At 65.2% G+C, this 23221-nt stretch carries 25 protein-coding genes; 7 read left to right on the top strand and 18 right to left on the bottom strand.

Annotated features, from left to right (window positions below; all coding sequences use genetic code 11):
* Positions 1-42: 42 nt before the first annotated feature.
* From AAFG50_RS08300 to tolQ, 5 genes are all read right to left on the bottom strand, one after another.
* Entirely contained in the window at positions 43-2373 is a 2331-nt protein-coding gene (locus AAFG50_RS08300) for an EAL domain-containing protein (protein WP_028173007.1), read from the bottom strand.
* A gap of 236 nt (positions 2374-2609) precedes the next feature.
* A complete protein-coding gene (gene tolB, locus AAFG50_RS08295; protein WP_028173006.1) occupies positions 2610-3974 on the bottom strand; it encodes a Tol-Pal system beta propeller repeat protein TolB in 1365 nt (454 codons plus the stop codon).
* Positions 3975-3997: 23 nt separating this feature from the next.
* Positions 3998-4957, bottom strand: a complete 960-nt coding sequence (locus AAFG50_RS08290; protein WP_011089888.1) for a cell envelope integrity protein TolA — start codon at positions 4955-4957, stop codon at positions 3998-4000.
* Positions 4958-4960: 3 nt separating this feature from the next.
* The gene (tolR, locus tag AAFG50_RS08285; RefSeq protein WP_028173005.1) at positions 4961-5410 is read right to left on the bottom strand and encodes a protein TolR; all 450 of its coding nucleotides are present in this window, start codon (positions 5408-5410) and stop codon (positions 4961-4963) included.
* Between the two features lie 43 nt (positions 5411-5453).
* Positions 5454-6170 (bottom strand): protein TolQ, encoded by a 717-nt coding sequence (gene tolQ / locus AAFG50_RS08280; RefSeq protein WP_018641591.1) that lies wholly within the window; start codon positions 6168-6170, stop codon positions 5454-5456.
* A 654-nt stretch (positions 6171-6824) separates the two neighbouring features.
* On the opposite strand from tolQ, the gene ggt reads away from it, so the two are divergent.
* On the top strand, positions 6825-8531 hold the full coding sequence (gene ggt, locus AAFG50_RS08275) for a gamma-glutamyltransferase (protein ID WP_039186997.1): 1707 nt from the start codon (positions 6825-6827) through the stop codon (positions 8529-8531).
* Between the two features lie 70 nt (positions 8532-8601).
* Here ggt and AAFG50_RS08270 read toward each other — a convergent pair whose 3' ends face one another.
* The 9 genes from AAFG50_RS08270 to AAFG50_RS08230 form a co-directional block, all read right to left on the bottom strand.
* Complete coding sequence (locus AAFG50_RS08270; RefSeq protein WP_011089892.1) at positions 8602-9312, bottom strand: SDR family NAD(P)-dependent oxidoreductase; 711 nt, start codon at positions 9310-9312, stop codon at positions 8602-8604.
* A gap of 25 nt (positions 9313-9337) precedes the next feature.
* On the bottom strand, positions 9338-10105 hold the full coding sequence (locus AAFG50_RS08265; RefSeq protein WP_011089893.1) for a serine acetyltransferase: 768 nt from the start codon (positions 10103-10105) through the stop codon (positions 9338-9340).
* 198 nt (positions 10106-10303) lie between these two features.
* Positions 10304-10558: a hypothetical protein gene (locus AAFG50_RS08260; protein ID WP_231166635.1), complete on the bottom strand. Its 255-nt coding sequence runs from the start codon at positions 10556-10558 to the stop codon at positions 10304-10306.
* A 70-nt stretch (positions 10559-10628) separates the two neighbouring features.
* On the bottom strand, positions 10629-10814 hold the full coding sequence (locus tag AAFG50_RS08255; protein WP_011089894.1) for a hypothetical protein: 186 nt from the start codon (positions 10812-10814) through the stop codon (positions 10629-10631).
* A gap of 236 nt (positions 10815-11050) precedes the next feature.
* Positions 11051-11536 carry a DUF2852 domain-containing protein gene (locus AAFG50_RS08250; protein ID WP_028173002.1) on the bottom strand — a complete coding sequence of 162 codons (486 nt, stop codon included), beginning with the start codon at positions 11534-11536 and terminating at the stop codon, positions 11051-11053.
* Positions 11537-11657: 121 nt separating this feature from the next.
* Positions 11658-12398: a TetR/AcrR family transcriptional regulator gene (locus tag AAFG50_RS08245; RefSeq protein ID WP_011089896.1), complete on the bottom strand. Its 741-nt coding sequence runs from the start codon at positions 12396-12398 to the stop codon at positions 11658-11660.
* 165 nt (positions 12399-12563) lie between these two features.
* On the bottom strand, positions 12564-12926 hold the full coding sequence (locus AAFG50_RS08240) for a hypothetical protein (protein WP_011089897.1): 363 nt from the start codon (positions 12924-12926) through the stop codon (positions 12564-12566).
* Between the two features lie 65 nt (positions 12927-12991).
* A complete protein-coding gene (locus tag AAFG50_RS08235; RefSeq protein ID WP_011089898.1) occupies positions 12992-13396 on the bottom strand; it encodes a YciI family protein in 405 nt (134 codons plus the stop codon).
* A 177-nt stretch (positions 13397-13573) separates the two neighbouring features.
* The gene (locus AAFG50_RS08230) at positions 13574-13939 is read right to left on the bottom strand and encodes a nuclear transport factor 2 family protein (RefSeq protein WP_028173001.1); all 366 of its coding nucleotides are present in this window, start codon (positions 13937-13939) and stop codon (positions 13574-13576) included.
* A gap of 219 nt (positions 13940-14158) precedes the next feature.
* Here AAFG50_RS08230 and AAFG50_RS08225 point away from each other — a divergent pair, with 219 nt between their 5' ends.
* From AAFG50_RS08225 to AAFG50_RS08210, 4 genes are all read left to right on the top strand, one after another.
* Positions 14159-14947, top strand: coding sequence for an SDR family oxidoreductase (locus AAFG50_RS08225; protein WP_028173000.1), 789 nt, complete (start codon positions 14159-14161; stop codon positions 14945-14947).
* Between the two features lie 126 nt (positions 14948-15073).
* Positions 15074-15511: a hypothetical protein gene (locus AAFG50_RS08220; protein WP_011089901.1), complete on the top strand. Its 438-nt coding sequence runs from the start codon at positions 15074-15076 to the stop codon at positions 15509-15511.
* Positions 15512-15784: 273 nt separating this feature from the next.
* On the top strand, positions 15785-16129 hold the full coding sequence (locus AAFG50_RS08215) for a hypothetical protein (protein WP_028172999.1): 345 nt from the start codon (positions 15785-15787) through the stop codon (positions 16127-16129).
* A gap of 449 nt (positions 16130-16578) precedes the next feature.
* Positions 16579-16929 (top strand): hypothetical protein, encoded by a 351-nt coding sequence (locus AAFG50_RS08210; protein WP_028172998.1) that lies wholly within the window; start codon positions 16579-16581, stop codon positions 16927-16929.
* A 101-nt stretch (positions 16930-17030) separates the two neighbouring features.
* Here the strand turns inward: AAFG50_RS08210 and AAFG50_RS08205 are convergent, their stop codons facing one another.
* The 4 genes from AAFG50_RS08205 to AAFG50_RS08190 form a co-directional block, all read right to left on the bottom strand.
* Positions 17031-17444 carry a VOC family protein gene (locus tag AAFG50_RS08205; protein WP_011089903.1) on the bottom strand — a complete coding sequence of 138 codons (414 nt, stop codon included), beginning with the start codon at positions 17442-17444 and terminating at the stop codon, positions 17031-17033.
* 35 nt (positions 17445-17479) lie between these two features.
* The gene (locus tag AAFG50_RS08200) at positions 17480-18019 is read right to left on the bottom strand and encodes an SRPBCC family protein (protein ID WP_028172997.1); all 540 of its coding nucleotides are present in this window, start codon (positions 18017-18019) and stop codon (positions 17480-17482) included.
* A gap of 166 nt (positions 18020-18185) precedes the next feature.
* Positions 18186-19487 carry an RNA polymerase sigma factor gene (locus tag AAFG50_RS08195; RefSeq protein WP_028172996.1) on the bottom strand — a complete coding sequence of 434 codons (1302 nt, stop codon included), beginning with the start codon at positions 19485-19487 and terminating at the stop codon, positions 18186-18188.
* A complete protein-coding gene (locus AAFG50_RS08190) occupies positions 19484-19852 on the bottom strand; it encodes a YciI family protein (protein ID WP_011089906.1) in 369 nt (122 codons plus the stop codon). The genes AAFG50_RS08195 and AAFG50_RS08190 overlap by 4 nt, the downstream gene beginning before the upstream one ends.
* 144 nt (positions 19853-19996) lie before the next feature.
* On the opposite strand from AAFG50_RS08190, the gene AAFG50_RS08185 reads away from it, so the two are divergent.
* Both AAFG50_RS08185 and AAFG50_RS08180 read left to right on the top strand, forming a co-directional pair.
* Complete coding sequence (locus tag AAFG50_RS08185; RefSeq protein ID WP_028172995.1) at positions 19997-20962, top strand: glyoxylate/hydroxypyruvate reductase A; 966 nt, start codon at positions 19997-19999, stop codon at positions 20960-20962.
* Between the two features lie 283 nt (positions 20963-21245).
* A complete protein-coding gene (locus AAFG50_RS08180; protein ID WP_028172994.1) occupies positions 21246-23213 on the top strand; it encodes a methyl-accepting chemotaxis protein in 1968 nt (655 codons plus the stop codon).
* Positions 23214-23221: the final 8 nt, after the last annotated feature.

Raw genomic sequence — 23221 nt, 5'->3', positions numbered from 1 at the left:
CGGGCAACAGACTGAAACGACGGGAAATTCTCGGACGCGGACTTAAGCGAAGGAGCGCGAGCCGACGACCTGGAGCAGGGCTTCGTCGCGCCGTCCATGCGAGGCGTTGAGGAGCTGGCGCATCCGCACGGCGGGCACCGGGCGGCTGAACAGATAGCCCTGCGCCTCGGAGACGGTGCCGTCGGCGCTGATCAGCTCGAGCTGCTCGTTGGTCTCGATGCCCTCGACCACGACCGCCATGCCGAGGTCGGCGGACAGCCGCGCCACGCCGCGCAACAGCGTCAGCGGCCGGTCGGTGTCGATGCCTTCGAGGAAGGAGCGGTCGATCTTCACCTTCTGCATCGGGAAATTGTGCAGGTAGCTGAGGCTCGAATAGCCGGTGCCGAAATCGTCGAGCGAGATGCGCACGCCGAGCGCATGCAGCTGCGAGAGGATGTCGTGGGTGAGCTGGGTGTTGCGCAGCAGCGAGGACTCGGTGATCTCGATCTCCAGCCGATGCGCCGGCAGGCCCGAGACCTCCAGCGCGTAGCGAATCTCGCTCAGCACGTCGCGCTGGTGGAATTGCTGCGGTGAGAAGTTGACTGCGACGCTGACGCCCTCCGGCCACTTCATGCATTCCATGCAGGCGCGGCGCAGTATCCAGCGGCCGAGATCGACGATCAGGCCCATGTCCTCGGCGACCGGGATGATGTCGACCGGCGAGACCGTGCCGCGCACCGGATGATTCCAGCGCAGCAGCGCCTCGCATGTGGTGATCTTGCCGGACTTGAGATTGACCAGCGGCTGGTAGAACAGCTCGAACTCCTCGTTGGCGAGCGCCTTGCGCAGGTCGAGCTCGAGGATGCGGCGGGCCTCGACGGTCGCCGCCATCTCGTCGCGGAAGAAGCAGAAGGTGCCGCGGCCGTCGGCCTTGGCGCGGTACAGCGCCATGTCGGCGTTCTTGAGCAGCGTATCGGCGCTGATGCCGTCCGGCGAGGTCAGCGCGATGCCGACGCTGGCGCCGATCTCGACCAGATGATTGTCGATGCGGTAGCGCTCGCTCAGCCGCTCGACGATGCGGCGGGCGAGGCTCGCGGCATCCTCGGGCGAGCTGATGTCCTGCTGGAACACGACGAACTCGTCGCCGCCGAAGCGGGCGACGAAATCCTCCGGCCGCAGCATCTCGCGCAGGCGGTTGGCGACCGCACATAGCAGCTGGTCGCCGCAGGGATGACCCAGCGTGTCATTGACCTGCTTGAACTGGTCGAGGTCGACGAACAGCAGCGCGGAGAGCCGTTCGGCATGGTGCGAAATCGCCAGCAGCCGCTCGATCTCGTCGCGGAAGGAGACCCGGTTGGGCAGCGCCGTGAGCTCGTCATAGCGGGCGAGATGGCTGATCCGGGCTTCCGCGTTGGTGCGTTCGGTGATGTCTTCCAGCAGCAGCACGGTGCCGCCGCCGGTCATCGGCTGGAACGTCCAGGCGAGCGAGCGGCCCCGCGCGGGATTGGGATCCGCGGTGGCGATCTCGCGGATTCGCGCGTGCTCGATCTCGGCCAGGATCTGGTTGCCGCTCTCCGCCGAGATGGAGCCTGCGGCGACGCAGGCCGACACGATATCGACGGCGGTGGCGCCGCGCTTGACCAGATCCTCGGGCAAGCTCATCAGCTCGCCGAAACGATGGTTCATCACCGCAAGGCGCCCGTCGGCGCGAAACATGCACAGCCCGTGCGGCATGTTGTTGAGCGCGGTATCGAACTGGCTCGCCAGCGCGGATTCGCGGAAGCTAGAGGTCAGCGCCTTGACGAAGATCGCGTGCAGGCTGAGGTTGATGTTCTTCAGGCCGATGAAGAAGAACACGAGCAGGATCGCAAGACCGATGTGGTAGAATCCGCCATGCAGCAGCAGGGCGAGCGACATCGGACCGCAGGCGAGCGCGACGTGCCACTGGATCACCCGGGGCTGGCCGTAATTGCGGGCGGCGCCGCCGGCGGTGTAGCCGATGCCGATGGCGACACAGAGCATGTCGGCGACCGGATCCTCGTTGTTGTAGATGACGACGAAGGCCCATATGCCGAGCACCGCCGCATAGCTGAGCGCGCCGATCCAGTAACGCGGCTCCAGATGCTTTGCCTCTTCGAATGACAGTCCCTGCGTCCGGTTTTCGTATCCGCGCATCTGGAATGCGCGCGCGGTGCCGATGGCGATCAGGAGAAACGCGATCGGCCACAGCCAGACGTCGCCGGTCTTCAGCGCAGTCATCACCGCGGCCACGGCCGCGGAGGCCGAGCCCAGGAAAATCGCCCAGAAATTCTGCACCATAGAGTTGATGAGAGCGGCGTAGAGTATCGGCTCCAGCTCGTCTCGATCGCTCTGCTTCTGGTCGGCCAGTTGCATCGGCTTGTTACGCGTCCTGTTTGGAGCGTACTTTTACTCAGCCCAGGTGAAGCTTTCCTGAGGGAACATCGTTAAAGTCGGGTTGTTTTTCGGCAATAGCGAACCGATTTCCGCTGAAATATCAAGCAACTAGGCAAGCGTTGCCGAGCGCAAGGTGAAGGAAAGCTTGCCGCGCGCGCAGAACCCGAAAAAATCGGCGTGATTTTTCGAAAAGATCGCGCGTCCAAACGCGCGATCTATTGACCAGCCGTCGACGACAACAGCGGCGACCATGCCGGGTCGGAGGCGAAGCCCGGCGTCGGCACCTTCAGCTCGTTGCGGCCGGAAATGTCGACGCTGTACAGCGACGGTCCGCCGCTGCCGCCGGGATCGCGGAAGAACATCAGCACGCGGCCGTTCGGCGAGAAGGTCGGGCCCTCGTTGTGGAAGCCGGAGGTGAGCAACCGCTCGCCGCTGCCGTCCGGCTTCATGACGCCGATCGAGAACTGTCCGCCGCCCTGCCTGGTGAAGGCGATGTAGTCGCCGCGCGGCGACCACACCGGCGTCGAATAGGTGGCGTTGGTGTCGTCCTTGGAGAAGGAGATGCGCTGCGCAGCTCCCCCGCCCGCGGCCATGACGTAGATCTGCGACCGGCCACCGCGATCGGACTCGAAGCAGATGCGGGTGCCGTCCGGCGAGTAAGACGGAGACGTGTCGATCGCCGGCGTGTCGGTGAGACGCGTGGTCGAGCGCGAACGCAGATCCATCACGAACAGGTTGGAGTTGCCGCCCTGTTGCAGGCTCATGATGACGCGCTGGCCGTCCGGCGAGAAGCGCGGCGCAAAGGTCATGCCGGGGAAGTTCCCGACGATCTCGCGCTGGCCGGTCTCGATGTTGAAGAGATAGACCTTCGGATCGCCCTGGCCGAACTCCATGTAGGTGATCTCTTGCGAGTTCGGCGAGAAGCGCGGCGTCAGCACGAGGTCGGAGCCGCGGGTCAGATAGCGCACATTGGCGCCGTCCTGGTCCATCATGGCGAGCCGCTTGACGCGGCGCTCCTTCGGCCCGGTCTCGTCCACGAAAACCACGCGGCTGTCGAAATAGCCCTTCTCGCCGGTCATCCGCTCGTAGATCTGGTCGGAGATGATATGGGCGATGCGGCGCCAGTATTCCGGCGAGGTGAAGTATTGCTGGCCGGCAAGCTGCTGGCCGGAGACCACGTCCCAGAGGCGGAATTCGGCCTTCAGCCTTCCGTCCGGCTGCCGCGTCATGCGGCCGGTGACCAGCGCCTGGGCGTTGATGGTCTTCCAGTTCTGGAATTGCGGCGCGACGTCGATGTTGCTGATGCGCTCGATGAACGCGGCCTGGTCGATCGGCGCGAACAGGCCAGAGCGCTTCAGATTGTTGGTGATGACCTGCGTGACACCGTTGCCGACGTCGCCGTCCGACGGTGAGCCCGGCAGGAAGTTGGTGATCGCGATCGGGACCGGCTGGAATTCGGTGGGATCGATGCGGAGCCGCGGCTGGCCCTGAGCGAACGCATGTCCGCCCCCAAGCATCGCAAGTCCCGACCCGGTCAGGGTCATGAAGCGGCGGCGGGTGATCGATCGAGCGTCATTCATTGCAAAATTCTTTTGTTCGGATGTCACAACATGTCTTTCAGGCCGAAAGTCATCGGGATGAGCTTCCAGCTCTCGTACTGCTGCTTCGGCATGAACGAATAGACCTGACATTGCACGATGGCGCGCTTGGCGCTCTCGGCCACCGCCTGGGCAATCGACCGCGACGGTCCTCTCACCGCAACCACGATGGGCTCGGACGCCAGCGATCCGTCGATCTTCATGGGAATGTCGATGTCGGCTTCGTATTGATCGGCGTCCTGCCCGTTATAGGTGGGCGTGAAGCAGCGCTTGACTGCGCCCTGGAACGCACCTCGCCAGGTCGCAACGTTGTTGGCGGCAGTCCCGGTCGTCGATCCCAGCGACGCCGACGCATTCAGCGCCGTTCCAGCGAGTTCATGCCGGGTCGCAGCGCGCTTGTCGAGGTCGCGCTGGATCTGCGCGGGATCGAAGCTGCGCTCCTTGGGCTTCGGCTGCTGCTGCGGCTGCACCGCCGCGACCTTCTGCTCCACGGGCTTGGGCGGCGGCTTCTTCGTTTCCAGCTTCTTCTGCAGCTCGGCGATCGGATCTTCCTTGGCCGGATCGGGCTTCTTTTCCTGCGGCTTCGGTTCTTCCTTCGGCTTCGCCTCGGCGACGGGCTTGGGCGGCTCGGGCTTCTTCTCGACCGGTTTCTCGACGGGCTTCGGCGGCGGCTCGGGCGTCGCGTTGGTCTTGATCAGCTCTTTCTTCTCGGTGACCTTCCCGACGGCGTCCTCTTCGGGCTTGGGCTCGGCGATCTTCTCGACCTTGGGCTTCGGCTTGTCCTTCTCGCCGGTCTTCTGCCCCGACATCATCTTCGCGAGCTGATCGGAGGAGATGATGTCGATCGGGAGCGACTCTTCCGGCGCGACGTAGGCCCTGCTGCTAAAGGTGACCAGCCCCCATCCAAGCACGAGGACATGGAGGGCAATCGACGCAACGAGTGTCTTGTCGACGTTCACCTTCACGGCTTACCCCTGGTCCGCTTCCGTGACGAGCGCCAGCTTCTTGAACCCCGCACCGGACAACAGGCCCATCACCCTGGCCACCGTGCCGTAATCCGCCTTCTTGTCGGCGCGCAGATAGATGCGTTCCTCGAGACCGCCGCGCGCGTCCGTGATCGCCTTCAGCTTCGGCACCAGCTCGTTGATCGCGATCTCGGCGTCGTTGATGAACACCTTGCCCTTGATGTCGACCGACATCTGGATCGGCTTCTGATCGTTCTGCTCGAGGCTCTTGGCCTGGGTCTGCGGCAGGTCGAGCGGCACGCCGACCGTGAGCAGCGGCGCCGACACCATGAAAATGATGAGCAGCACCAGCATCACGTCGACCATCGGCGTGACGTTGATCTCGGCCATGACCGGCTTGCGCCGGCTGCGGCGGCCGCCGCCTCCGGACGAACTCGCGACGTTCATGCCCATGGTCTGGTGCCCAAATTGCCCTTCACACTATACATGCCGTCCGTCAGCCCCGCTCGTCGATCTGACGCGACAGAATGGCTGAAAATTCATCGGCGAAGCCTTCGAGCCGCTGGGCCTGCCGGTTCACCTCGGAGGTGAACTTATTGTAGAAAATAGTGGCAGGAATGGCGGCGATAAGGCCGACGGCGGTCGCAAACAGCGCCTCGGCGATACCGGGGGCGACCACCGCCAGGGAGGTATTTTTCGACGCCGCGATCGACTGGAAGCTCGACATGATGCCCCAGACCGTGCCGAACAGGCCGACGAAGGGGCCGGCGGAGCCGACGGTGGCGAGCACCAGCAGCCGGCGCTCCAGGCGCTCGACCTCGCGTGCGATCGAGACGTTCATCACCTTGTCGATGCGCATCTGAAGGCCCGCCACCGAGCGGGCGTGGCTCTCGAACGAGCGCTTCCACTCGCGCATCGCCGCCACGAAGCAGGCCGCCATCGAATGCGTCGGCTTGGCCGAGAGGGTGCGATAGAGCTCCTCGATCGACTCGCCGGACCAGAAGGCCTGCTCGAAACGGTCCATCGAGCGGCGGGTACGGGCAAACAGGAAGATCTTGTCGATGGCGATCGCCCAGACCCAGACCGAGCAGGACAAAAGTCCCAGCATCACCGCTTTCACGATCCAGTGAGCCTGCCAGAACAGCGCGATCAGCGACACGTCCGCGGAAGCGGCAACCGGAAGGGCTGACTGAGCCACGTCGGCCGGATTCATAAGCTGTATCCTCTCAAGGCGATCGTTACCCGATGTTCCGTGGCAGCAAATGACCGCCGGTTCCCCAACTGCCGCGCTAGAACCGGCGCGGCCGGCAAGCCCGCTCAAAGCCTTGTCTTTCTGGGGTGCAGGGGGCTCGTCCAAAGCCGGCCGCCTGCATTCCCTGCCAAGATGTCAAAACTATGGGCCTCGACGACGGCTATGGGCGCGATTGTCCACCCTTACCAGAGCCCGGCGATAGTTAATGCGGGGTTACCGGAGCTGAATTTGGCTGCCGGAAAGGCAGGCGGCACAGACGGTTGGCCGTTTTGCTGCGGGACATGGCGGTACATGGCGGCCGACGGACCGGAGCCAGGTGCCACTGGCGAGGCCGGTTCCCCCCCCAAGGCGATCCCAAGGCGGGAGGGAGCGCAATGGGACTCTTGGCGCTACGACACTGCACAGCGGACGCCCCTTCTGGAACCTCCTCCCCTGCCCAGCCCGAAATCGCAGAAGGCATAGCGTGCGCCACAGCTACACCACGTCCACATGCTCCATCTCGCATCTCACGGCGGGCACGAGCTGACAGGCTGAGTTCGCTGACAATAATATGCCGGCATCACCGGCCAGCCCGAGGAGCGTCCCTTGCCAAAACCACAATCCAATGTGCGGTGGATGGCCGCAGCGATCGTATCGGTCAGCCTCGTCACATTCGGCGCCGTGCGTGCGGCGTCGGTCGCGCCGGTCGCCGCGCAAAACGGCATGGTGGTGTCCGCGCAGCATCTGGCGACCCAGGTGGGTGTCGATGTGCTCAGGCGCGGCGGCAATGCCGTCGATGCCGCCGTGGCCGTCGGCTATGCCCTGGCCGTCGTCTATCCGGCCGCCGGCAATCTCGGTGGTGGCGGCTTCATGACGATCCAGCTCGCCGACGGCCGCAAGACCTTCCTCGATTTCCGCGAGACGGCGCCCAAGGGCGCAACTGCGAACATGTATCTCGACAAGGACGGCAACGTCATCAAGGGCCTTTCGACCAAGGGGCATCTGGCTGTCGGCGTGCCAGGATCCGTCTCGGGGATGGAATATGCGCGCGAAAAATACGGCACCATGAAGCGCGCCGACCTGCTCGCCCCCGCGATCCAGCTCGCCGAGCAGGGCTTTGCGCTGGACCAGGGCGATATCGACCTGTTGCGTACCGCCACCGCGGATTTTCGAGACGATCCCGCAACGGCCGCCATCTTCCTCAACAACAGTCAGCCGTTCCAGGTGGGTGAGAGGCTGATGCAGCCGGAGCTCGCCAAGACATTGCGCGAGATCAGCAGCAAGGGCACCGACGGTTTCTACAAGGGATGGGTCGGCAGCGCCATCGTGGCATCGAGCCAGGCCGGCAAGGGCCTGCTGACGCAGGACGACCTCGACGGCTACAAGACGCGCGAGCTCGCACCTGTCGAATGCGACTATCGCGGCTATCACGTGATTTCCGCGCCGCCACCAAGCTCGGGCGGCGTCGTCATCTGCGAGATCCTGAATATCCTGGAGGGCTATCCTCTGAAGGAGCTGGGCTACCATTCCGCGCAGGCCGTGCACGTGCAGATCGAGGCCATGCGGCATGCTTACGTGGACCGCAACAGCTATCTCGGCGATCCGGATTTCGTGAAGAATCCGCTCGATCGCCTCCTCGACAAGAATTACGCAGCCAATATCCGCGCCGTGATCGATCCGAACAAGGCCGGGATATCCAAGGACATCAAGCCGGGCGTCGCGCCGCACGAGGGCAGCAACACCACGCATTATTCAATCGCGGACAAGGACGGCAACGCGGTATCGGTCACGTACACGCTGAACGATTGGTTCGGCGCCAAGGTGACGGCGGCCAAGACCGGCGTGCTCCTGAACGACGAAATGGACGACTTCACCGCCAAGGTCGGGGTGCCGAACCTTTATGGCCTGGTGCAGGGCGAGGCGAATGCCATCGCTCCGGGCAAGCGGCCGCTGTCCTCGATGAGCCCGACCATCGTCACCAAGGACGGCAAGACCGTCATGGTGGTGGGCACGCCCGGCGGCAGCCGCATCATCACGGCCGTGCTGCAGACCATGATCAACGCGATCGATTACGGCATGAACGCACAGGAAGCCGTCGACATGCCGCGCATCCACCAGCAATGGCTGCCGGACCTGACCAATGTCGAGGACTATGCGCTGTCGCCGGACACGCGCAAGATTCTCGAGGTCATGGGCCACAAATTCGGGCCGCCGCAACCGGCGAACCACCTCGCGGTGATCATCGTCGGCGCGCCGTCGCTTAACGGCGAGCAAGTCGGCAACAATCGCTACTACGGGGCGAACGATCCACGCCGCAACAGTGGACTGGCGGACGGGTATTGATCGTCTACGCCGCCCCTACGACGGTCATACCCGGGCACTGACGGGGTAGAAATGGTCGAGGGCCGCCCCCTCACCACTTCTCCTTCGAGGTCCGCACATCGAGTTCGAACGACCAGGCGCGTTCGGGCTGGCGGTAGAGGAACGCGAAGCCATCGACGATGCCTTCAATGTCGATCAGGCTGTCTTCGCGGCTCGCCGCATCGGGAAAGCGCGAAAAGATCTTGTCGCCAGCGATCGCACCGTCGACCACGACATGGCCGACATGGATGCCGTCGCCCGCATATTCCTTCGCCATGGCCTGGGCCAGCGTGCGCAGGCCGGCCTTGGACGCGTTGAAGGCGCCGTAGCCGGCGCGGCCGCGCAGCGAGGCGCTGGCGCCGGTGAAGAGCAGCGTGCCCGCCTTCTTCGGCACCATGCGACGCACCGCCTCGCGGCCGAACAGAAAGCCGCCGAAGCACACGACGCGCCAGGCCTGCTCGAAATAGTCGGCGTCCATCTCGATGATCTTGCCGGGCGTATTGTTGCCGGCGTTGTAGATGGCGAGATCGAGGTCTTCGCCGGCGGCATCAAACAGAGCGACAACGTCGCTCTCGCTGGTCGCGTCCGCGACGATGGGCACGGCCGCTCCGCCCGCCTTGATGATGTCGTCTGCAACCGCCTGCAACGCGGACAACGTGCGGCCCGCGACGATCACCTTGAGCCCATCGGCCGCAAAGCGCTTGCAGAGCCGGGCCCCGAGCCCGCGGTCCGGGCCGACACCGATCACGATTGCGGTCTTCATGGGGTCGCTCCGTACAATGATGGGATCAGGCCGCCGAGGCAGGTTCGGGGCAGTTGGTCAGCCGCGCGGGATTGCCGACGGCCGTGCAGCCAGCAGGAACGTCTGACGTCACGAGCGCGTCGGCGCCGATCTTGGCGAAATCGCCGACCCTGATGTCGCCGAGGATGGTCGCACCGCCGCCGATATAGATGCCGCGGCCGATCCGCGGCGAGCGCGTCGGCAGTTCACTGCCGCGGCCGATGCTGACGTTCTGGAGGATGGTGACCTCGTCGCCGATCACGACGTTGGCGCCGATCACGATGCCGGTGGCGTGGTCGAGATAGACTGACGATCCGATGCTGGCGGCCGGATGAATGCTGACCTGCAGCGCATTCGACGCTTCGTTCTGGAACAGCAGCGCCGCATCGCGATGGTCATGGTGCCAGAGCCAGTTCGAGACGCGCCAGGCTTGCAGCGCGACATAGCCCTTGAAATGCAGCAGCGGCGGCAACAGGTCGGCGATGGCGGGATCGTGGATCGCGATCGCCTGCAAGTCACGGCCGGCCACCTCGATCAGATCTGGCGAGCCGCGAAAGGCATCGAAGGAAAAGGCCGAGAAGCGCGCGCGCTCGGCTGCGCTGCCGCCGAGCCGGCGTCCGATCAGATCGGACAAGGCCGCGGCGAAATCATCATGAGCGAGAATGGTGCCGGCAAGCGCCTTGCCGAAGACGGGATCGGCATCCGCCGCGCGCTGCGCCTCGCCGCGGACCCGTTGCCAGAGGCCGTCGCTCGCCATGATCGCAGCCTCCGCCATCGCCGCCTCCGGTGCGCCCTTCGTTTGTGCAGGCGAATATAGGCGGTCCGGATCAAGGCGCCAGTGATGCCGGGGGGACGTAACGCCGCTCGGGGGCGCGGCCCGACCGCGCCCGCTTGCGCAGGCACAGTGCATACAGCCAGCCGCCGCCTGCGACGAGGGCCGGCAGGACGTAAAGCGCGAAATCGCGGAGCAGGATCATGGGGCAAGGTCCGCTGTCGCAAACTTGACGGCGCGCCGCAGCGCGAACGCGGCAAGCTCGTAGAGGGCGCAGCTGAGAAAGATCTTCCAGGCATCGGTGGTCACGAGGTCCTGATAGGACTTGATCTCCGTCGGCCAGTGGTTGAGGAACGCGATCGCGAGCGGCACTGAGACGCCGAATCGATCGAACAGCGCAGACGCGCGCTCGAGAAGCGCGAGCCGCTGTCTGATCTCCTTACGTTCGGCGTTCATCATGGTCGGCCCTGTTGGCGCGCGGCAAGTGCGCTGTCAGGGCTTGGTCGGGCCGGGCGCGAGTCGGGTTCTACCGGTCCTGCACATGTGCGTGATCAACGCCACATAGCGAATGCCGGCCGGGACACAGGCGGAAATGGCAGTCGGGATCGGCCGCGCAGCCGCCATAGACGACGCCGATGTAACCCAGCACCGCGAAGGCGGTCACGCCGAGGAGCAGGCGGGTCCAGAGGTCCATGATGCTGTCGTCCAACATGAGTAGCGCCGCCCGGTGAGACGGGACGCGCAAGTCTTGGTGTCGGATGAACAGGTCTGGGTTCTGGCGGCTCGTAGCCAAGCAGTGGCTCGGTCTACTCCCTCTCCCCGCAAGCGAGGCGAGGCAAAGCGGCCCCCCAAAAACCAAACCGCCCGCCTGCGGGATGCGCAGGCGGGCGGCTCGGGGCCATCAGGACTTTGGGGGCATGCGCCTGAAGGCTTTGAGAGGTGTCCAGATCAACCCTGCTGCTGGTCGGTCGGCGGCGGGGTCGGACGCGTCTTGTGCTGGGCCATGAACTGGTCGAACTCTTCCTTGTCCTTGGCGTGACGCAGACGGTCGAGGAAGTTCTTGAATTCGACCTGCTCCTCTTCGAGCCGCTGCAGCGTCTCGGTGCGGTATTCGTCGAAGGCGCGGTTGCCGCTCGAGGGCGGGCCGAAGCCAAAGCCGAAGCCGCGGCGCTCCATACGGCCGCGCATGCGGTCCATCTTGTACTGCATCCGCTCCATCTTGTTCTGCCAGCGATCCTGGTGGCTCCAGCAACCCATTTTTCTGCTCCCGAGTGTGAAAAAGAGAAGGGCAAGTCCGATCGGCCACCAGATGATGAAGCCGAGGATGGTCACGGCGATCCAGCCGGGATGCCAAGGCGTGTCGAGCATATGGGGGCGCTCATAGTGTTGGTCCGAGGGGCCGCGCCATCGATTGACATCAGCGGTGTAGGCCATTTCCCATCTCCATGACGGCATCTGCGCCGTTGTGAATGTAAATAACATTTACATAGCTAGACCATCCCGCGATTTTGTCAAGCCGGCCACCCGACAGGCCTGGCGAATTATTTGCGCAATTTTATTTCGGCTTGCCCCAGGGGCCGCCCGGCGGCACGCCAGAACCGGAGGATGCCTCCGGAGGCACCGGCGGCGGCTCGGCGCCTTTGGCGGGCGGACGGCGGTCGGTCGGGAAGCCGAGACCGCGCAGATAGATCAGCACCTCGGCCTCTAACAGCTCGTCCGGCGACATCGGCAGTTTTCGTCGCGCAGCATCGCCGCGCGAGAACAGCGAGGCCACGCCATGCGCCATCGACCAGATGTGCAGCGCCATCATCATCGCCGGCGGCCGCGGCGTGCCGGGCGGTGCAAGTGCCGCAAGGCGCTCCGCGGCGGCGCGAATGATGTTGAAAGCACGCTCGCTCGCGGCCTGGAGCGCCGGGTTGGCATCGACCGGCAGGCCGGACTCGAACATCGCGTTGTAGAACGCCGGCTCCTCGCGGGCGAAGGCAAGATAGGCCCTGCCGACCCGCTCGAACGCCGTGACCGTATCGGGCCGCCCGTCGTCCCAGGCCGCGGTCAAGCGCGCCTCGAACTGCTCGAAGCCGCGCTGGGCGATCGAGGACAACAGTTCGTCACGGTCGCGGAAATGCCGGTAGGGCGCCGCTGCGCTGACGCCGGCCATGCGCGCCGCATCGGCGAAGGTGAAGCCGGCCGCGCCCTTCTCGGCAATCAACCCGAGGGCCGCCTGCAACAGGGCTTCCTTCAGATTGCCGTGGTGATAGCCGCGCTCGGCGCGGCGCGTCTCCTTGCGCCAGCTCATGTGAACGAGCTTTACATGAGCCGGGCGTGAAGGTCACTAGCGCAAGCTGGATTTGGTGAACCCGTATTTCCACCGTCATTCCGGGGCGGCTCGAAAGAGCCGAACCCGGAATCTCGAGATTCCGGGTTCGCGCGCTCGCGCGCGCCCCGGAATGACGGCGGGGCCCTAACCGCCCGGGATCGGCAGCACCGGCATGATCTCGACGCGCTCGCCGGGGAAGATCGCGAAGTGCGGGTGGTTCTCGAACATCTTCGCGGCCGCTTCGTGGGACGCAGCGCGGACCACGGTGAAGGCGCCCATCTCGTTGGCGATGTCGGCGATGCCCTTGTCATCGACCCGCTTGGTCTTGCCGAGCGGACCGCCCATCGCCTGGATCGCGCCTTGATGCTTCTCGGCCCAACCCTTCCAGGCCGCGATGCCCTCCAGTTCCTTCGCCTTGCGCTCGGCGTCTGACATCGCGTTCCATGCAGCCCATTTCGGGCTGGTCTTGCTGCCGAGGAAGACGGCGAGATAGGTGTCGGTGCTCATTGGTTCTCTCCTCTGTTGATGACTTTGTTGATGACGGCCGCGAATTCCAATCGCGCCCGCTCTGGCTAGTTCTTCAGACCGCCGAAGCCGGCGGCCGCGGCCTGCACGTCCGGCGGAAAGTCGGTCATCTCCTGCACCTGCCGGATCTCAATGACTTCATTGACCGCGGCCGGGCACTTCTTCGCCCACCCGATCGCCTCGGCACGCGAGGCGACCTCGATCATCCAGTAGCCGCCCAGCACTTCCTTGGCTTCAGTGAAGGGGCCGTCGGTCACAACAGGCTCGCCAGTCGCAAACGACACGCGCGCGCCCATCGCGGGCGGATGCAGGCCGTCGAGCGTGATCAGGACGCCGGCGTCATTCAGCGCCTCGTTGTAACGCATCATCGCGGCGACGCGCTCGGGATCGAGTTGCACGTCCGGCGGCGCGGTCTCGTAGCCGAGCGGGATCATCAGCATCATGAATCGCATGGGCAGTTCCTTGCTTACCTGGTCCTTCCGGGATGCGCCGCGAGGCGCAGCCCCGGAATCCGGGGGAGATCAGCGGGCCGAACCAGCCCGCGCTTCCCTGTAAGACGAATGCCTTGCTATGGAATCGACACCGTGGCGGAAAATGATTCCGGAGGTCATGCCTCGGAAGTTCCTGCCTCAGCGCGGCTGCGGCAGGAACCGGCCGTCCTGGAAGGCGGCGCCGAAATAGACCTCGACGCGGCGGATCCGGCCGCCGGCGAAGCTGAGGAACTCGGTGTTGCGAAAGCTCCTGCCATCGGTCGCCAGGCAGCGATAGGTGACGAAAGCCTCGTCGCCGACGACGAAGATGCGCTCGATCTCGTGGCGCGCGATCCAGCCGGTGTCCCGCCAGCAGCGTTCGAAATAGGTCGCCTTGTCGAGGTCGTCGTCGAACGGGCTGGTGAAGCGGAAGTCGTCGGCGAGCGCCTCGCTCACCCGTTGCCGGTCATTGGCGAGATAGGCGGCGAAGAGGTCTCGGATCAGGCGGGCGTGGTCGTCAGGCATGGATCGGTCTCCTCGGCAGACGTCGCTTAGAAGACGATGCAGCGGCGGCCGCGCCGACATCGCGCCAGGCGTTCCGCCGGCAGAACGCAAGAATATGTCGAGTGGTTCTCGTCCGGATCGATGGGCATCGCCAGGGCCTTTCTCGTCGGGACCAAAGCGAAGTAAAAGGGACCGGCCCTCGCGTGGGAACAGCCTTTCGAACACAGGACAGATTAGCAAATGCCGCAGGCCCCGCAAAAAGTCGCCCTCGTCACCGGAGCCGCGCGCGGCATCGGGCTTGCGACCGCGAAGAAGTTCCTTGGCGAGGGCTGGCGCGTGGCGCTGCTCGACATCGAGGGGGAGCTGCTCGGCCGCGCCGTCGCCGAGATTGGCCAAGGCGAGGCGACGCTCGCGCTGACCTGCGATGTCTCCGACGCGGCGGCGGTCGGCGCCGCGATGACGACGATCGAGCGGCGGTTCGGCCGGCTCGACGCGCTCGTCAACAATGCCGGGATCGCCGTGTTCGCGCCGCTGATGGAGACGCCGGATGCCGACTGGCGCCGCATGCTCGAGGTCAACCTCACCGGCCCGTTCCTCTGCACTAAGGCCGCGGTGCCCTTGATGCGCGACAGCGACGGCGGCGCCATCGTCAACATCACCTCGATCTCGGCGGTGCGTGCCTCGACCTTGCGCTCGGCCTACGGCACCAGCAAGGCGGGGCTCGCGCACCTGACCAAGCAGCTCGCGGTCGAGCTCGCCTCGCTCAACATCCGCGTCAACGCGGTCGCGCCGGGGCCGGTCGACACCGCGATGGCCAAGCAGGTGCACACCAAGGAGATCCGCGCCGACTATCACGACGCCATTCCGCTCAACCGCTACGGCCTCGAGGAGGAACTCGCGGAAGCGATCTATTTCCTGTGCTCGGAACGCGCGAGCTACATCACCGGTCAAATTTTGGCCGTTGATGGCGGCTTCGATGCAGCGGGTATCGGCCTGCCCACGTTGCGCGGCCAGCGCCGCAACGGGTAGGCACAGGATTTGTAGGGTGGACAAAGGCGCGACGCGCCGTGCCCATCACCGTCTCCGGATTTGGGTGCCATTGTTGGGCGCGCGACGCTTTGCCCGCCCGACGACGTCGAATGTGCGGAGAGTACGATGCAACGTGCCGTTTTGGTCAAAGCCCTAATGCTCGCGACCGCCCTGCTCGCCTCCGCACCGGTTGCCGCCGAAATCCGCATCATCCAATCACCCGGCGGACGGGTCGGGCCGTTCCTCGACCTATTCGAGAAGGTGCGCGAGAGCGGCGAGCGCGTGGTGATCGACGGTCCCTGCCTGTCCGCCTGCACGCTGGTGCTGAGCATCGTGCCGGGCGAGCGCATCTGTGTCACCAAACGCGCCGTGCTCGGCTTCCATGCCGCGCGTTCGGTCGACCGGCGCGGGCGCTTCTATGCCGAGCCGGAAGCCTCCGACGCGGTGCTCCAAGCCTATCCGGGGCCGGTGCGCGACTGGATCAGCCACCGCGGCGGCCTCACCTCACGGTTGCTGCTGTTGAAGGGGCGCGACCTCGCCGCGATCTATCCGCGCTGCCGGTGAGGACTTGGCGGTCACCAGCCGCGTGACCAGGTTGCGTCCGCCGCTGTCCGACGATTGAGCAGTTTTGCAGAATTTCGACTTTCCGGACGCCGAATCCGCTCAACCGCTTCGCAATGCCTGCACAATTTACGCGGTTTCCAGCCTTTCCCTGCAGTCTATGATGGTCGCGGCTCAGACTGAGACCGCGGCGGCGTCACGATCTCAGCAGTGGTCACGGACGAGGATGGTGCCGTTTTTTTCAAGATTGCTCATTTTTAAAAGGGGTCGCACGCTATGCAGCCCATCGATTTTCGCTACCGCCTGTCGGACCGGGGACGGATCGTCCTTGGCCAACTGAGCGCCGAGGAAACCGTCGAATTCGAACTGCTGACGCGGCGCGACCGCGAGGGCCTGATGGACCTGCCGTCCGAACTGCGGCTGCTCGAGCTCTACGTGAAGTATATCGGCTCGGGCGCAGAAGCCGCACTCGCGCCGACGGAACCCGCCCGGCACGACATCGCGCCGCTACGACCGAGGAGACCGCCGCCCTCGCGGACGGCGCGGCCGCGCAACTACGTCGTTTCGATGATTGTGATCGCAAGCGTCAGCTTCACGCTCATCGCATTGCTTGTGAGCTAATGGCGCTCGTGAGCTAGCACGCAAGCGCGCCGGCGAAATTACGCCGGTCATGCGGTCGCCGGGTTCTAGAAGAACCTCTGGATCATCTGCGCCAATTCCATGCTCGCGCAGATAAGCATACCCCAAAGTGCAAAATTGATCTGTAGCGCCGCTGCCATCGGTCGCTCCCCTTGTAAGTACGCCCATCCCAGTTTGTAGAATTTATGAAGGAATGATTAGCGATTTTGACAGGCAGTTCACAGCCTATTATTGCGCCAGTTGTTGTGCGATGCGGTCCCGATCATTTCACGAAGCGGCCCCACTGCTCTCGCAAAGTCATGCGAATCGAGACTCCATATTCCTATCCGGCCATGCCGGCCAGTTCGTTTCCCTTAGGTTCCATTTAACCGACGCGATGCAAAATCCCTCACGCGGATTTTGTGTGTCGCGTACCGCACTGAGGGTTCGGCATGATGCGACACGGCTTCGTCTTGCTTACTTTTTGCGCAGCGCTCATGGGCTGCGCGGCGGCGCCGGCGCAGGAGCGTCGTCCGATCGCATGGGACGGCCTCGGACAGAACCCGAACCGGCCACCCGTCACAAAGCGGCGCGCAGCGAACCCCGCACCCACGCAGGAAAATCCCAATCAGGAACGGGAAAGAGTGCTCGGGACCTTGCGCCCCTACTCCGAAGCGTGGTGGGCGGTCCATGACGAAATCGAAGCGGAGAATGACAGGCAGCTCGGCACGAAGCTCGTGATCTGCCCTCGCTGCGTCCAGTCGCCGTCCCCCGGCGAGGACGTGACCGGATCGGTCCGTTGAAACAGCAAACGGCCGATCCGGCTATGACGTGACCGCCTTGGGCGCGCCCCTTACCCGCAACGATCGAGGGAGGGGCGCCGCGTGCCAGGCGGTCGCGCCCGTCACATTCCCTCCGCCGGGCAGTTCACCATCCAGGGGATGCCGAACTTGTCGACGCACATGCCAAACCCCTTGGCCCAGAACGTCTTGCTGAACGGCATGGTGACGGTGCCACCGTCGGCGAGCGCGTTGAACTTGCGCTCGGCGTCCGCGACGTCGGCGATCGTCAGCGAGATCGAGAAGCCCTGCGGCTTCTGGACATGCTCGGGCGGCGCGTCGGAGGCCATCAGCACGCTGCCGCCGGGTAACGACATCCGCGCATGCATGATCGTCTTCTCGCGGCCGGGGGCGGCCGGCATGTCCGGCGGCGCGTCCGAGACGCGCATCATCGCGTCGATCTTGCCGCCGAGAACCTTGGCGTAGAAGTTGAACGCCGCTTCGCAAGTGTCCTGATAGAACAGATATGGATTGAGCATCGCTTCTCTCCTTTTCTTTCCCTGGGTTGTGAGGCTCATTGTTTCTCGGTGAGCTTCTTCAGGCTGACGAGGCCGGCCTCGAAATCCTTCCCGATCATGCTGTCCATGTTGATGAAGACCTGCATCACCTTGGACATGAAGGGCGCCGGACCGTACATCGCCCATGTGACCAGTGTGGCATCGCCTTGCGGCACAAAGGTGAACTCGGCGGTGTTGTGGCCTTCGAAGGGGCGCTCGAAATCGAGCTTGATGCGGAGCTTCGACGGCGTGCTCGCCTCGAGGATCTCCATGTGGCCGGCGCCGACGTTGTTGTTCCCGTCCCAGGCATAGGTCGCGCCCTTGCCCCGTGCTGTTCCGCCGAACGTCCGCTTCATGGCGGGATCGCGGTTCTCATAGGGCGACCAGCTGGTCCAGAAGTGGAAGTCGGCGACCACCGGATAGATGGCATCGGCCGGCGCCTTCACGGCGAGCGAACGCTCGACGCGAAAGGTGTCAGGCTTGGTGAGGGCGAAGCCGAGGACGCCCGCTAGTCCGACCGCGAGCACGATGGCGATGATGGCAATGGCTTTCAGCATGAACGGCTCCCTGGATACGGGATTAAGACGAAGGGAGGAGGCTGAGGCCGACAATTCGAAATGAGATTTTTTGGATCGTCATTCCGGGGCGGTCCGCAGGACCGAACCCGGAATCTCGAGATTCCGGGTTCGATGCTTCGCATCGCCCCGGAATGACGGCAAGCCGTCATTTCGCCTTCGCACCCTGCCTGGCGCTCCCGTTGCTGCTCTTCGGCTGGCTGTCCCGGATCAGGCGATCGATGTGCATGCGGATGTGGGCGGCTTCCGCCGAAGTGTTGGCGAGCGCGATGGCGCGGTCGAAGGCGATGCGGGCTTCGTCATTGCGGCCGAGCTGCATCAGGAAGGCACCGCGCACGCCGTGGAAATGGAAGTAGTTGCCAAGCTTTGGTGCCAGCGGCTCGATCAGGTCGAGCGCGGCTTGCGGCCCGCTCACCTTGGACACCGCGACCGCGCGATTGAGCGTCACCACCGGCGACGGCTGCGCCAGTTCCAGCGCGCCATAGAGCAGGTCGATCTGGGCCCAGTCGGTCTCCTCCGGCGTCGCCGCACGGGCATGCAACGCGGCGATTGCGGCCTGAATCTGGTAGGGCCCGCTGCGGCGATGGCGCATCGCCTTGTCGATCAGCGCCAGCCCTTCCGCGATCATGGCGCCGTTCCACAAGGAGCGATCCTGGTCCTCCAGCAAGATCAGCGAACCGTCGTCAGCAAACCGCGCGGCGCTGCGCGCATGCTGCAACAGCAGCAACGCCGCCAGCCCCATGATCTCCGGCTCGCTCTGGAACAGCCGCAGGAGCAGCCGCGCCAGCCGGATCGCCTCCTCGCAGAGCGGCTTTCTGATCTCGGCGGTGTCGCCGCTCGCCGAATAACCCTCGTTGAAGATCAGGTAGATCATCGCCGCGACGCCCGCGAGCCGCTCGGAGCGTTCGATCGGGCCGGGCGTTTCGAAAGGCGTCCCGGCCTCCGCGACCTTCGCCTTGGCGCGCGTGATGCGCTGCTCCATCGCCGCCTCCGAGACCAGGAAAGCGCGCGCGATCTGCTTCACCGTGAGACCGGAGACGATGCGCAAGGCGAGCGCGATCTGCTGCGTCGCCGGCAATTGCGGGTGGCAGCAGATGAACATCAGCCGCAAAATGTCGTCGCGATAATGCGAGCCGTCGAGCCGCTCGGCGAGCGCGCCCTCGGCATCGTCGAGATCGGAGATCGCCTGATCGTCCTCGGGCAGCGGCTGCTGCTTGCGGGCGCGCCGCACCTCGTCGATCGCGACATTGCGGCCGACCATGATCAGCCAGGCCGCGGGATCGCGCGGCGGGCCGTTCTGCGGCCAGGTCTTGAGCGCGCGCAGGCAGGCGTTCTGGAAAGCCTCCTCGGCGGTGTCGAGATCGCGGAAATAGCGCAGCAGCGCGCCGACCGCCTGGGGTCGCGCCGAAGTCAGCGCGGTCTCGATCCAGGCGGTATCAGTCTCGCTCACGTCAAATTTCCTCCGGGCCTGAACACGCCGACGGGACGCACCTCATAGGCGCCGCCGGGGTTGGCGGCGCCGAGGTCCCGCGCGACGTCGAGCGCATCGTCGAGGTTCTTGCAGTCGACGATGTAGAAGCCGAGCAACTGCTCCTTGGTCTCGGCATAGGGGCCGTCGAGCACCAGCGGCGGGTCCTCTTTACGCAGCGTCGCCGCCGCGGTGGTCGGCAACAGCCGCGCCACCGGACCGAGCCGGCCTTGGCTCGTGAGCTTCTCCTGCACCACGGCGAGCTTCTTCATCACCGCCTCGTCCTGGTCCTTGCTCCAGGAGCCGACGAAGTCCTCGTCATGATAGCAAAGGATCGCATAAAGCATGGGCAGCACCTTCCCTGACCTCTTGTTGTAAAGACGATCCACTATGCCCCGCCCCGACAGGGCTGCGGAAAAAATTTGCAAGAAAAATCCGGCAGATCGTGCCAAGGAGAGCCCTCAAAATCGGAACACGACGAGGCACTTCGAATGACCAAAGGCACACTGGCCGTCCTGATCAACAGCACGCAGCAGAACTGGCTGCCGGAGCGCTGGAAGGCCCGGTTCGATTCGGTCTGCGGAGGCCGCCGCGTGGTGCTGCTGCCGGATCCGGCGCTCGATCCGGCCGAGGTGCATTATGCCGCGGTGTGGAAGCCGGTGCCCGGCGATCTCGGCTCGTTCCCCAATCTGCGCGCGATCTTCAATCTCGGCGCCGGCGTCGATGCCCTGATGGCGGACAAGAGCCTGCCCGACGTGCCGCTGGTTCGCGTCGCCGTGCCCGACCTGACCAATCGCATGACCGAATACGTCGTGCTTCACGTGCTGATGCACCACCGCCAGGAGCTGTATTTGCGGCAGTCGCAGCGCGAGAAGCGCTGGGAGCCGAAATATCAGTGGCCGACAAGCGCAGTCACGGTCGGCGTCATGGGACTGGGCACGCTGGGTGCGGACGCGGCCGACGTGCTGCGGCGGCTCGGCTTCCGCGTCGCCGGCTGGAGCCGCAGCCCGCGCACCATCGAGGGCGTCGAGTGCTTCCATGGCACCGCCGGAATCGATGCGTTCCTGCGCGCGACCGACATCCTGGTCTCGCTGTTGCCGCTGACACCGGACACGCACGGCATCCTCAACCGCGACGTCTTCACAAAGCTCAACCGCAAGAGCCCGCTCGGCGCCCCCGTGCTGATCAATGCCGGCCGCGGCGGCTTGCAGAACGAAGCCGACATCCTGGCCTGTCTCGACGACGGCACGCTGGGCGCCGCCTCGCTCGACGTCTTCGTGCAGGAGCCGCAGCCGAAAGACAGCCGCTTCTGGACCCATCCCAAGGTGCTGCTGACCCCGCACAACGCCGCGGACACCGACGCGGAAGCGATCTCGGCCTATGTCGCCGAGCAGATCGCACGGTTCGAGGCGGGCGGCGCTCTGGAGAACGTGGTGGACCGGGCGCGGGGGTATTAGGGCCGCACGCGGCCGCCCCACCCTCGGCGTCGTCCTGGCGAAAGCCAGGAACCCAATCCCCCAGGGAGCAGTCGTGGTGCGAAGTGGCAACCACGAATCTTCGCCAAACTACGTCCGGTGGTTATGGTCCTGGCTTTCGCCAGGACGACATCGGAGTTTTTGGCACGCGCCCACCGTTTCACTCGCCCCCCACGACCACCCCGCTCAGCCGGTATTCCGTTCACCCTCTCTTAGCGAGAAGTTGATAAGCGTTGTTAACCAACGCTCAAAGAACGAGTCGGACATGCGGACGAGCCTCGGCCTCAGGATGCGGATCACGGTTGCGCTGGCGGTGACGGCGGCGGCGACCGCGCTGTTTGCCGTGCTGGGCGCGATGTGGATCATCGCCGGCATCATCGACCGCGCCGACCAGCGCGAACTGCGCAGCCATTACGACGCCCTGCAATCGCGCATCGCCGAGGAATCGCACCGCGCCGCCGCGATGAGCGCCGTGGTGGCCGCGATGCCGGCGACGCAGGAGGCGATGGCGAAGCAGGACCGCGAGGCGCTGGTGCGCCTGTTCGGACCGGTGTTCACTGCGATCAAATCCGACTACGGCGTCGACCAGTTCCAGTTCCACGTGCCGCCGGCGACGTCTTACCTACGCGTGCACCAGCCGGCCAAGTTCGGCGACGACCTCTCCGGCTTCCGCAAGACCGTCGTCGTCGCCAACCAGGACCGCAAGGTCGTGGTCGGGCTCGAAGGCGGCGTGGCCGGGCTCGGCATCCGCGGCGTGGTGCCAATCGCGCAAGGGGCTAAGCATCTCGGCACGGTCGAATTCGGCCTGACCTTCGGCCAGCCTTTCCTCGACGATTTCAAGACCAACCGCCATGTCGACGTCGCCTTCCATCTCGCCGACGGCTCGGGCTTCAAGCTGTTCGGGGGCACGCTGAAGGGCAAGAGCTTCTTCGATACGGCCGATTACGGCCGCGCCGCCGAGGGCGGCTTCACGGTGCGACAAGCCAGGCTCGACACCACGCCGGTCGCCGCGCTGCTCGGACCGATCAGGGACTTTTCCGGCAAGCCGCTCGGCGCGGTCGAGCTTGTGATGGACAATGCCGATTACGAGGCTTCCGCCGATCGCGCCTGGCTGCTGGCGATCGGGATCGCCGCGCTCGGGCTCGTGCTCGCGGCGATCGTCGGCTATCTCATCGCCCGCAGCATCTCGCGCCCGATCCTGTCGATCACGAACGTGATGCGCGAGCTCGCGGACGGACGTCTCGATGTCGCCGTGCCCACCAGCAAGGCGAATGACGAGGTGGGCGCGATGGTGAAGGCGGTCGCGGTGTTCCGCGACAATGCGGTGAATTTTGACAAGCTCCAGGCCGAGCAGCTCGAGGCCAAGGCGCAGTCCGAGGCGGAGAAGCGGCGCGCCTTCGCCGCGCTCGCCGACAATTTCGAGGCCAGCATCCGCGAGGTCGTCACCACGGTGTCCGCGGCCGCGGTCGAGATGGAGCACACGGCGCGCTCGATGTCCGCCATCGTCGAGCAGTCGCGCGAGCAGACCCGCACGGTGTCGTCGGCCTCGGCGCTGGCCTCCGAGAACGTGCAGACGGTCGCGGCTGCCGCGGAAGAATTGTCCTCGTCGATGACCGAGATCAGCCGGCGGCTCGCCCACGCGACCGAGGTGGTCGGCAAGGCCGCGAGCGACGGACGGCAATCGAATGCGCGCGTGCAGAGCCTGGCGGATGCCGCGCAGAAAATCGGCGACGTGGTCTCCTTCATCAATGGCATTGCGGGCCAGACCAATCTGCTGGCGCTCAACGCGACGATCGAAGCGGCGCGCGCGGGCGAAGCCGGTCGCGGCTTTGCCGTCGTCGCCTCCGAAGTGAAGGCGCTGGCGACCCAGACCGCAAAGGCAACCGAGGAGATCGGCGCGCAGGTCACCGCGGTACAAGGAGAGACCACCGGCGCGGTCGACGGCATCCAGTCGATCTGTGCGACGATCCAGCAGGTCGACGAAATCTCGGCCGCGATTGCCGCCGCCGTCGGGCAACAGGGCACCGCGACGCAGGAGATCGCACAGAACGTCCAGCAGGCCGCCGCCCGCACCGGCGAAGTCTCGCAGAACATCTCCGGCGTCACCGCCGGCATCGCAGCGACCGGAACGGCGGCCGAGGAAGTGCTGGGCTCCGCGATCGAGCTGTCGAAGCAGTCGCAACGGCTGCGCGACGAGGTGGATCGGTTCCTCGCGCATATCCGGGCGGCGTAGTCGAGCGC

Source organism: Bradyrhizobium sp. B039 (assembly GCF_038965675.1).
Taxonomy (GTDB): Bacteria; Pseudomonadota; Alphaproteobacteria; order Rhizobiales; family Xanthobacteraceae; genus Bradyrhizobium; species Bradyrhizobium diazoefficiens.
Note: the sequence above shows the minus strand (reverse complement) of the source record. Positions and strands in the feature narration are given on the sequence as shown.

What these genes read in the sequence shown, in the direction of transcription:
- AAFG50_RS08240 (WP_011089897.1), bottom strand. Translation starts at nt 12,926, where the DNA reads ATGAGCACCGACACCTATCTCGCCGTCTTCCTCGGCAGCAAGACCAGC.
- AAFG50_RS08255 (WP_011089894.1), bottom strand. Translation starts at nt 10,814, where the DNA reads ATGTTGGACGACAGCATCATGGACCTCTGGACCCGCCTGCTCCTCGGC.
- AAFG50_RS08215 (WP_028172999.1), top strand. Translation starts at nt 15,785, where the DNA reads ATGCAGCCCATCGATTTTCGCTACCGCCTGTCGGACCGGGGACGGATC.
- AAFG50_RS08270 (WP_011089892.1), bottom strand. Translation starts at nt 9,312, where the DNA reads ATGAAGACCGCAATCGTGATCGGTGTCGGCCCGGACCGCGGGCTCGGG.
- AAFG50_RS08300 (WP_028173007.1), bottom strand. Translation starts at nt 2,373, where the DNA reads ATGCAACTGGCCGACCAGAAGCAGAGCGATCGAGACGAGCTGGAGCCG.
- tolR (WP_028173005.1), bottom strand. Translation starts at nt 5,410, where the DNA reads ATGGGCATGAACGTCGCGAGTTCGTCCGGAGGCGGCGGCCGCCGCAGC.
- AAFG50_RS08260 (WP_231166635.1), bottom strand. Translation starts at nt 10,558, where the DNA reads ATGAACGCCGAACGTAAGGAGATCAGACAGCGGCTCGCGCTTCTCGAG.
- AAFG50_RS08190 (WP_011089906.1), bottom strand. Translation starts at nt 19,852, where the DNA reads ATGCTTTATGCGATCCTTTGCTATCATGACGAGGACTTCGTCGGCTCC.
- AAFG50_RS08250 (WP_028173002.1), bottom strand. Translation starts at nt 11,536, where the DNA reads ATGGCCTACACCGCTGATGTCAATCGATGGCGCGGCCCCTCGGACCAA.
- AAFG50_RS08210 (WP_028172998.1), top strand. Translation starts at nt 16,579, where the DNA reads ATGATGCGACACGGCTTCGTCTTGCTTACTTTTTGCGCAGCGCTCATG.
- AAFG50_RS08180 (WP_028172994.1), top strand. Translation starts at nt 21,246, where the DNA reads ATGCGGACGAGCCTCGGCCTCAGGATGCGGATCACGGTTGCGCTGGCG.
- tolQ (WP_018641591.1), bottom strand. Translation starts at nt 6,170, where the DNA reads ATGAATCCGGCCGACGTGGCTCAGTCAGCCCTTCCGGTTGCCGCTTCC.
- AAFG50_RS08185 (WP_028172995.1), top strand. Translation starts at nt 19,997, where the DNA reads ATGACCAAAGGCACACTGGCCGTCCTGATCAACAGCACGCAGCAGAAC.
- AAFG50_RS08205 (WP_011089903.1), bottom strand. Translation starts at nt 17,444, where the DNA reads ATGCTCAATCCATATCTGTTCTATCAGGACACTTGCGAAGCGGCGTTC.
- AAFG50_RS08235 (WP_011089898.1), bottom strand. Translation starts at nt 13,396, where the DNA reads ATGCGATTCATGATGCTGATGATCCCGCTCGGCTACGAGACCGCGCCG.
- AAFG50_RS08225 (WP_028173000.1), top strand. Translation starts at nt 14,159, where the DNA reads ATGCCGCAGGCCCCGCAAAAAGTCGCCCTCGTCACCGGAGCCGCGCGC.
- AAFG50_RS08200 (WP_028172997.1), bottom strand. Translation starts at nt 18,019, where the DNA reads ATGCTGAAAGCCATTGCCATCATCGCCATCGTGCTCGCGGTCGGACTA.
- AAFG50_RS08230 (WP_028173001.1), bottom strand. Translation starts at nt 13,939, where the DNA reads ATGCCTGACGACCACGCCCGCCTGATCCGAGACCTCTTCGCCGCCTAT.
- tolB (WP_028173006.1), bottom strand. Translation starts at nt 3,974, where the DNA reads ATGAATGACGCTCGATCGATCACCCGCCGCCGCTTCATGACCCTGACC.
- AAFG50_RS08265 (WP_011089893.1), bottom strand. Translation starts at nt 10,105, where the DNA reads ATGGCGGAGGCTGCGATCATGGCGAGCGACGGCCTCTGGCAACGGGTC.
- AAFG50_RS08245 (WP_011089896.1), bottom strand. Translation starts at nt 12,398, where the DNA reads ATGAGCTGGCGCAAGGAGACGCGCCGCGCCGAGCGCGGCTATCACCAC.
- AAFG50_RS08220 (WP_011089901.1), top strand. Translation starts at nt 15,074, where the DNA reads ATGCAACGTGCCGTTTTGGTCAAAGCCCTAATGCTCGCGACCGCCCTG.
- ggt (WP_039186997.1), top strand. Translation starts at nt 6,825, where the DNA reads ATGGCCGCAGCGATCGTATCGGTCAGCCTCGTCACATTCGGCGCCGTG.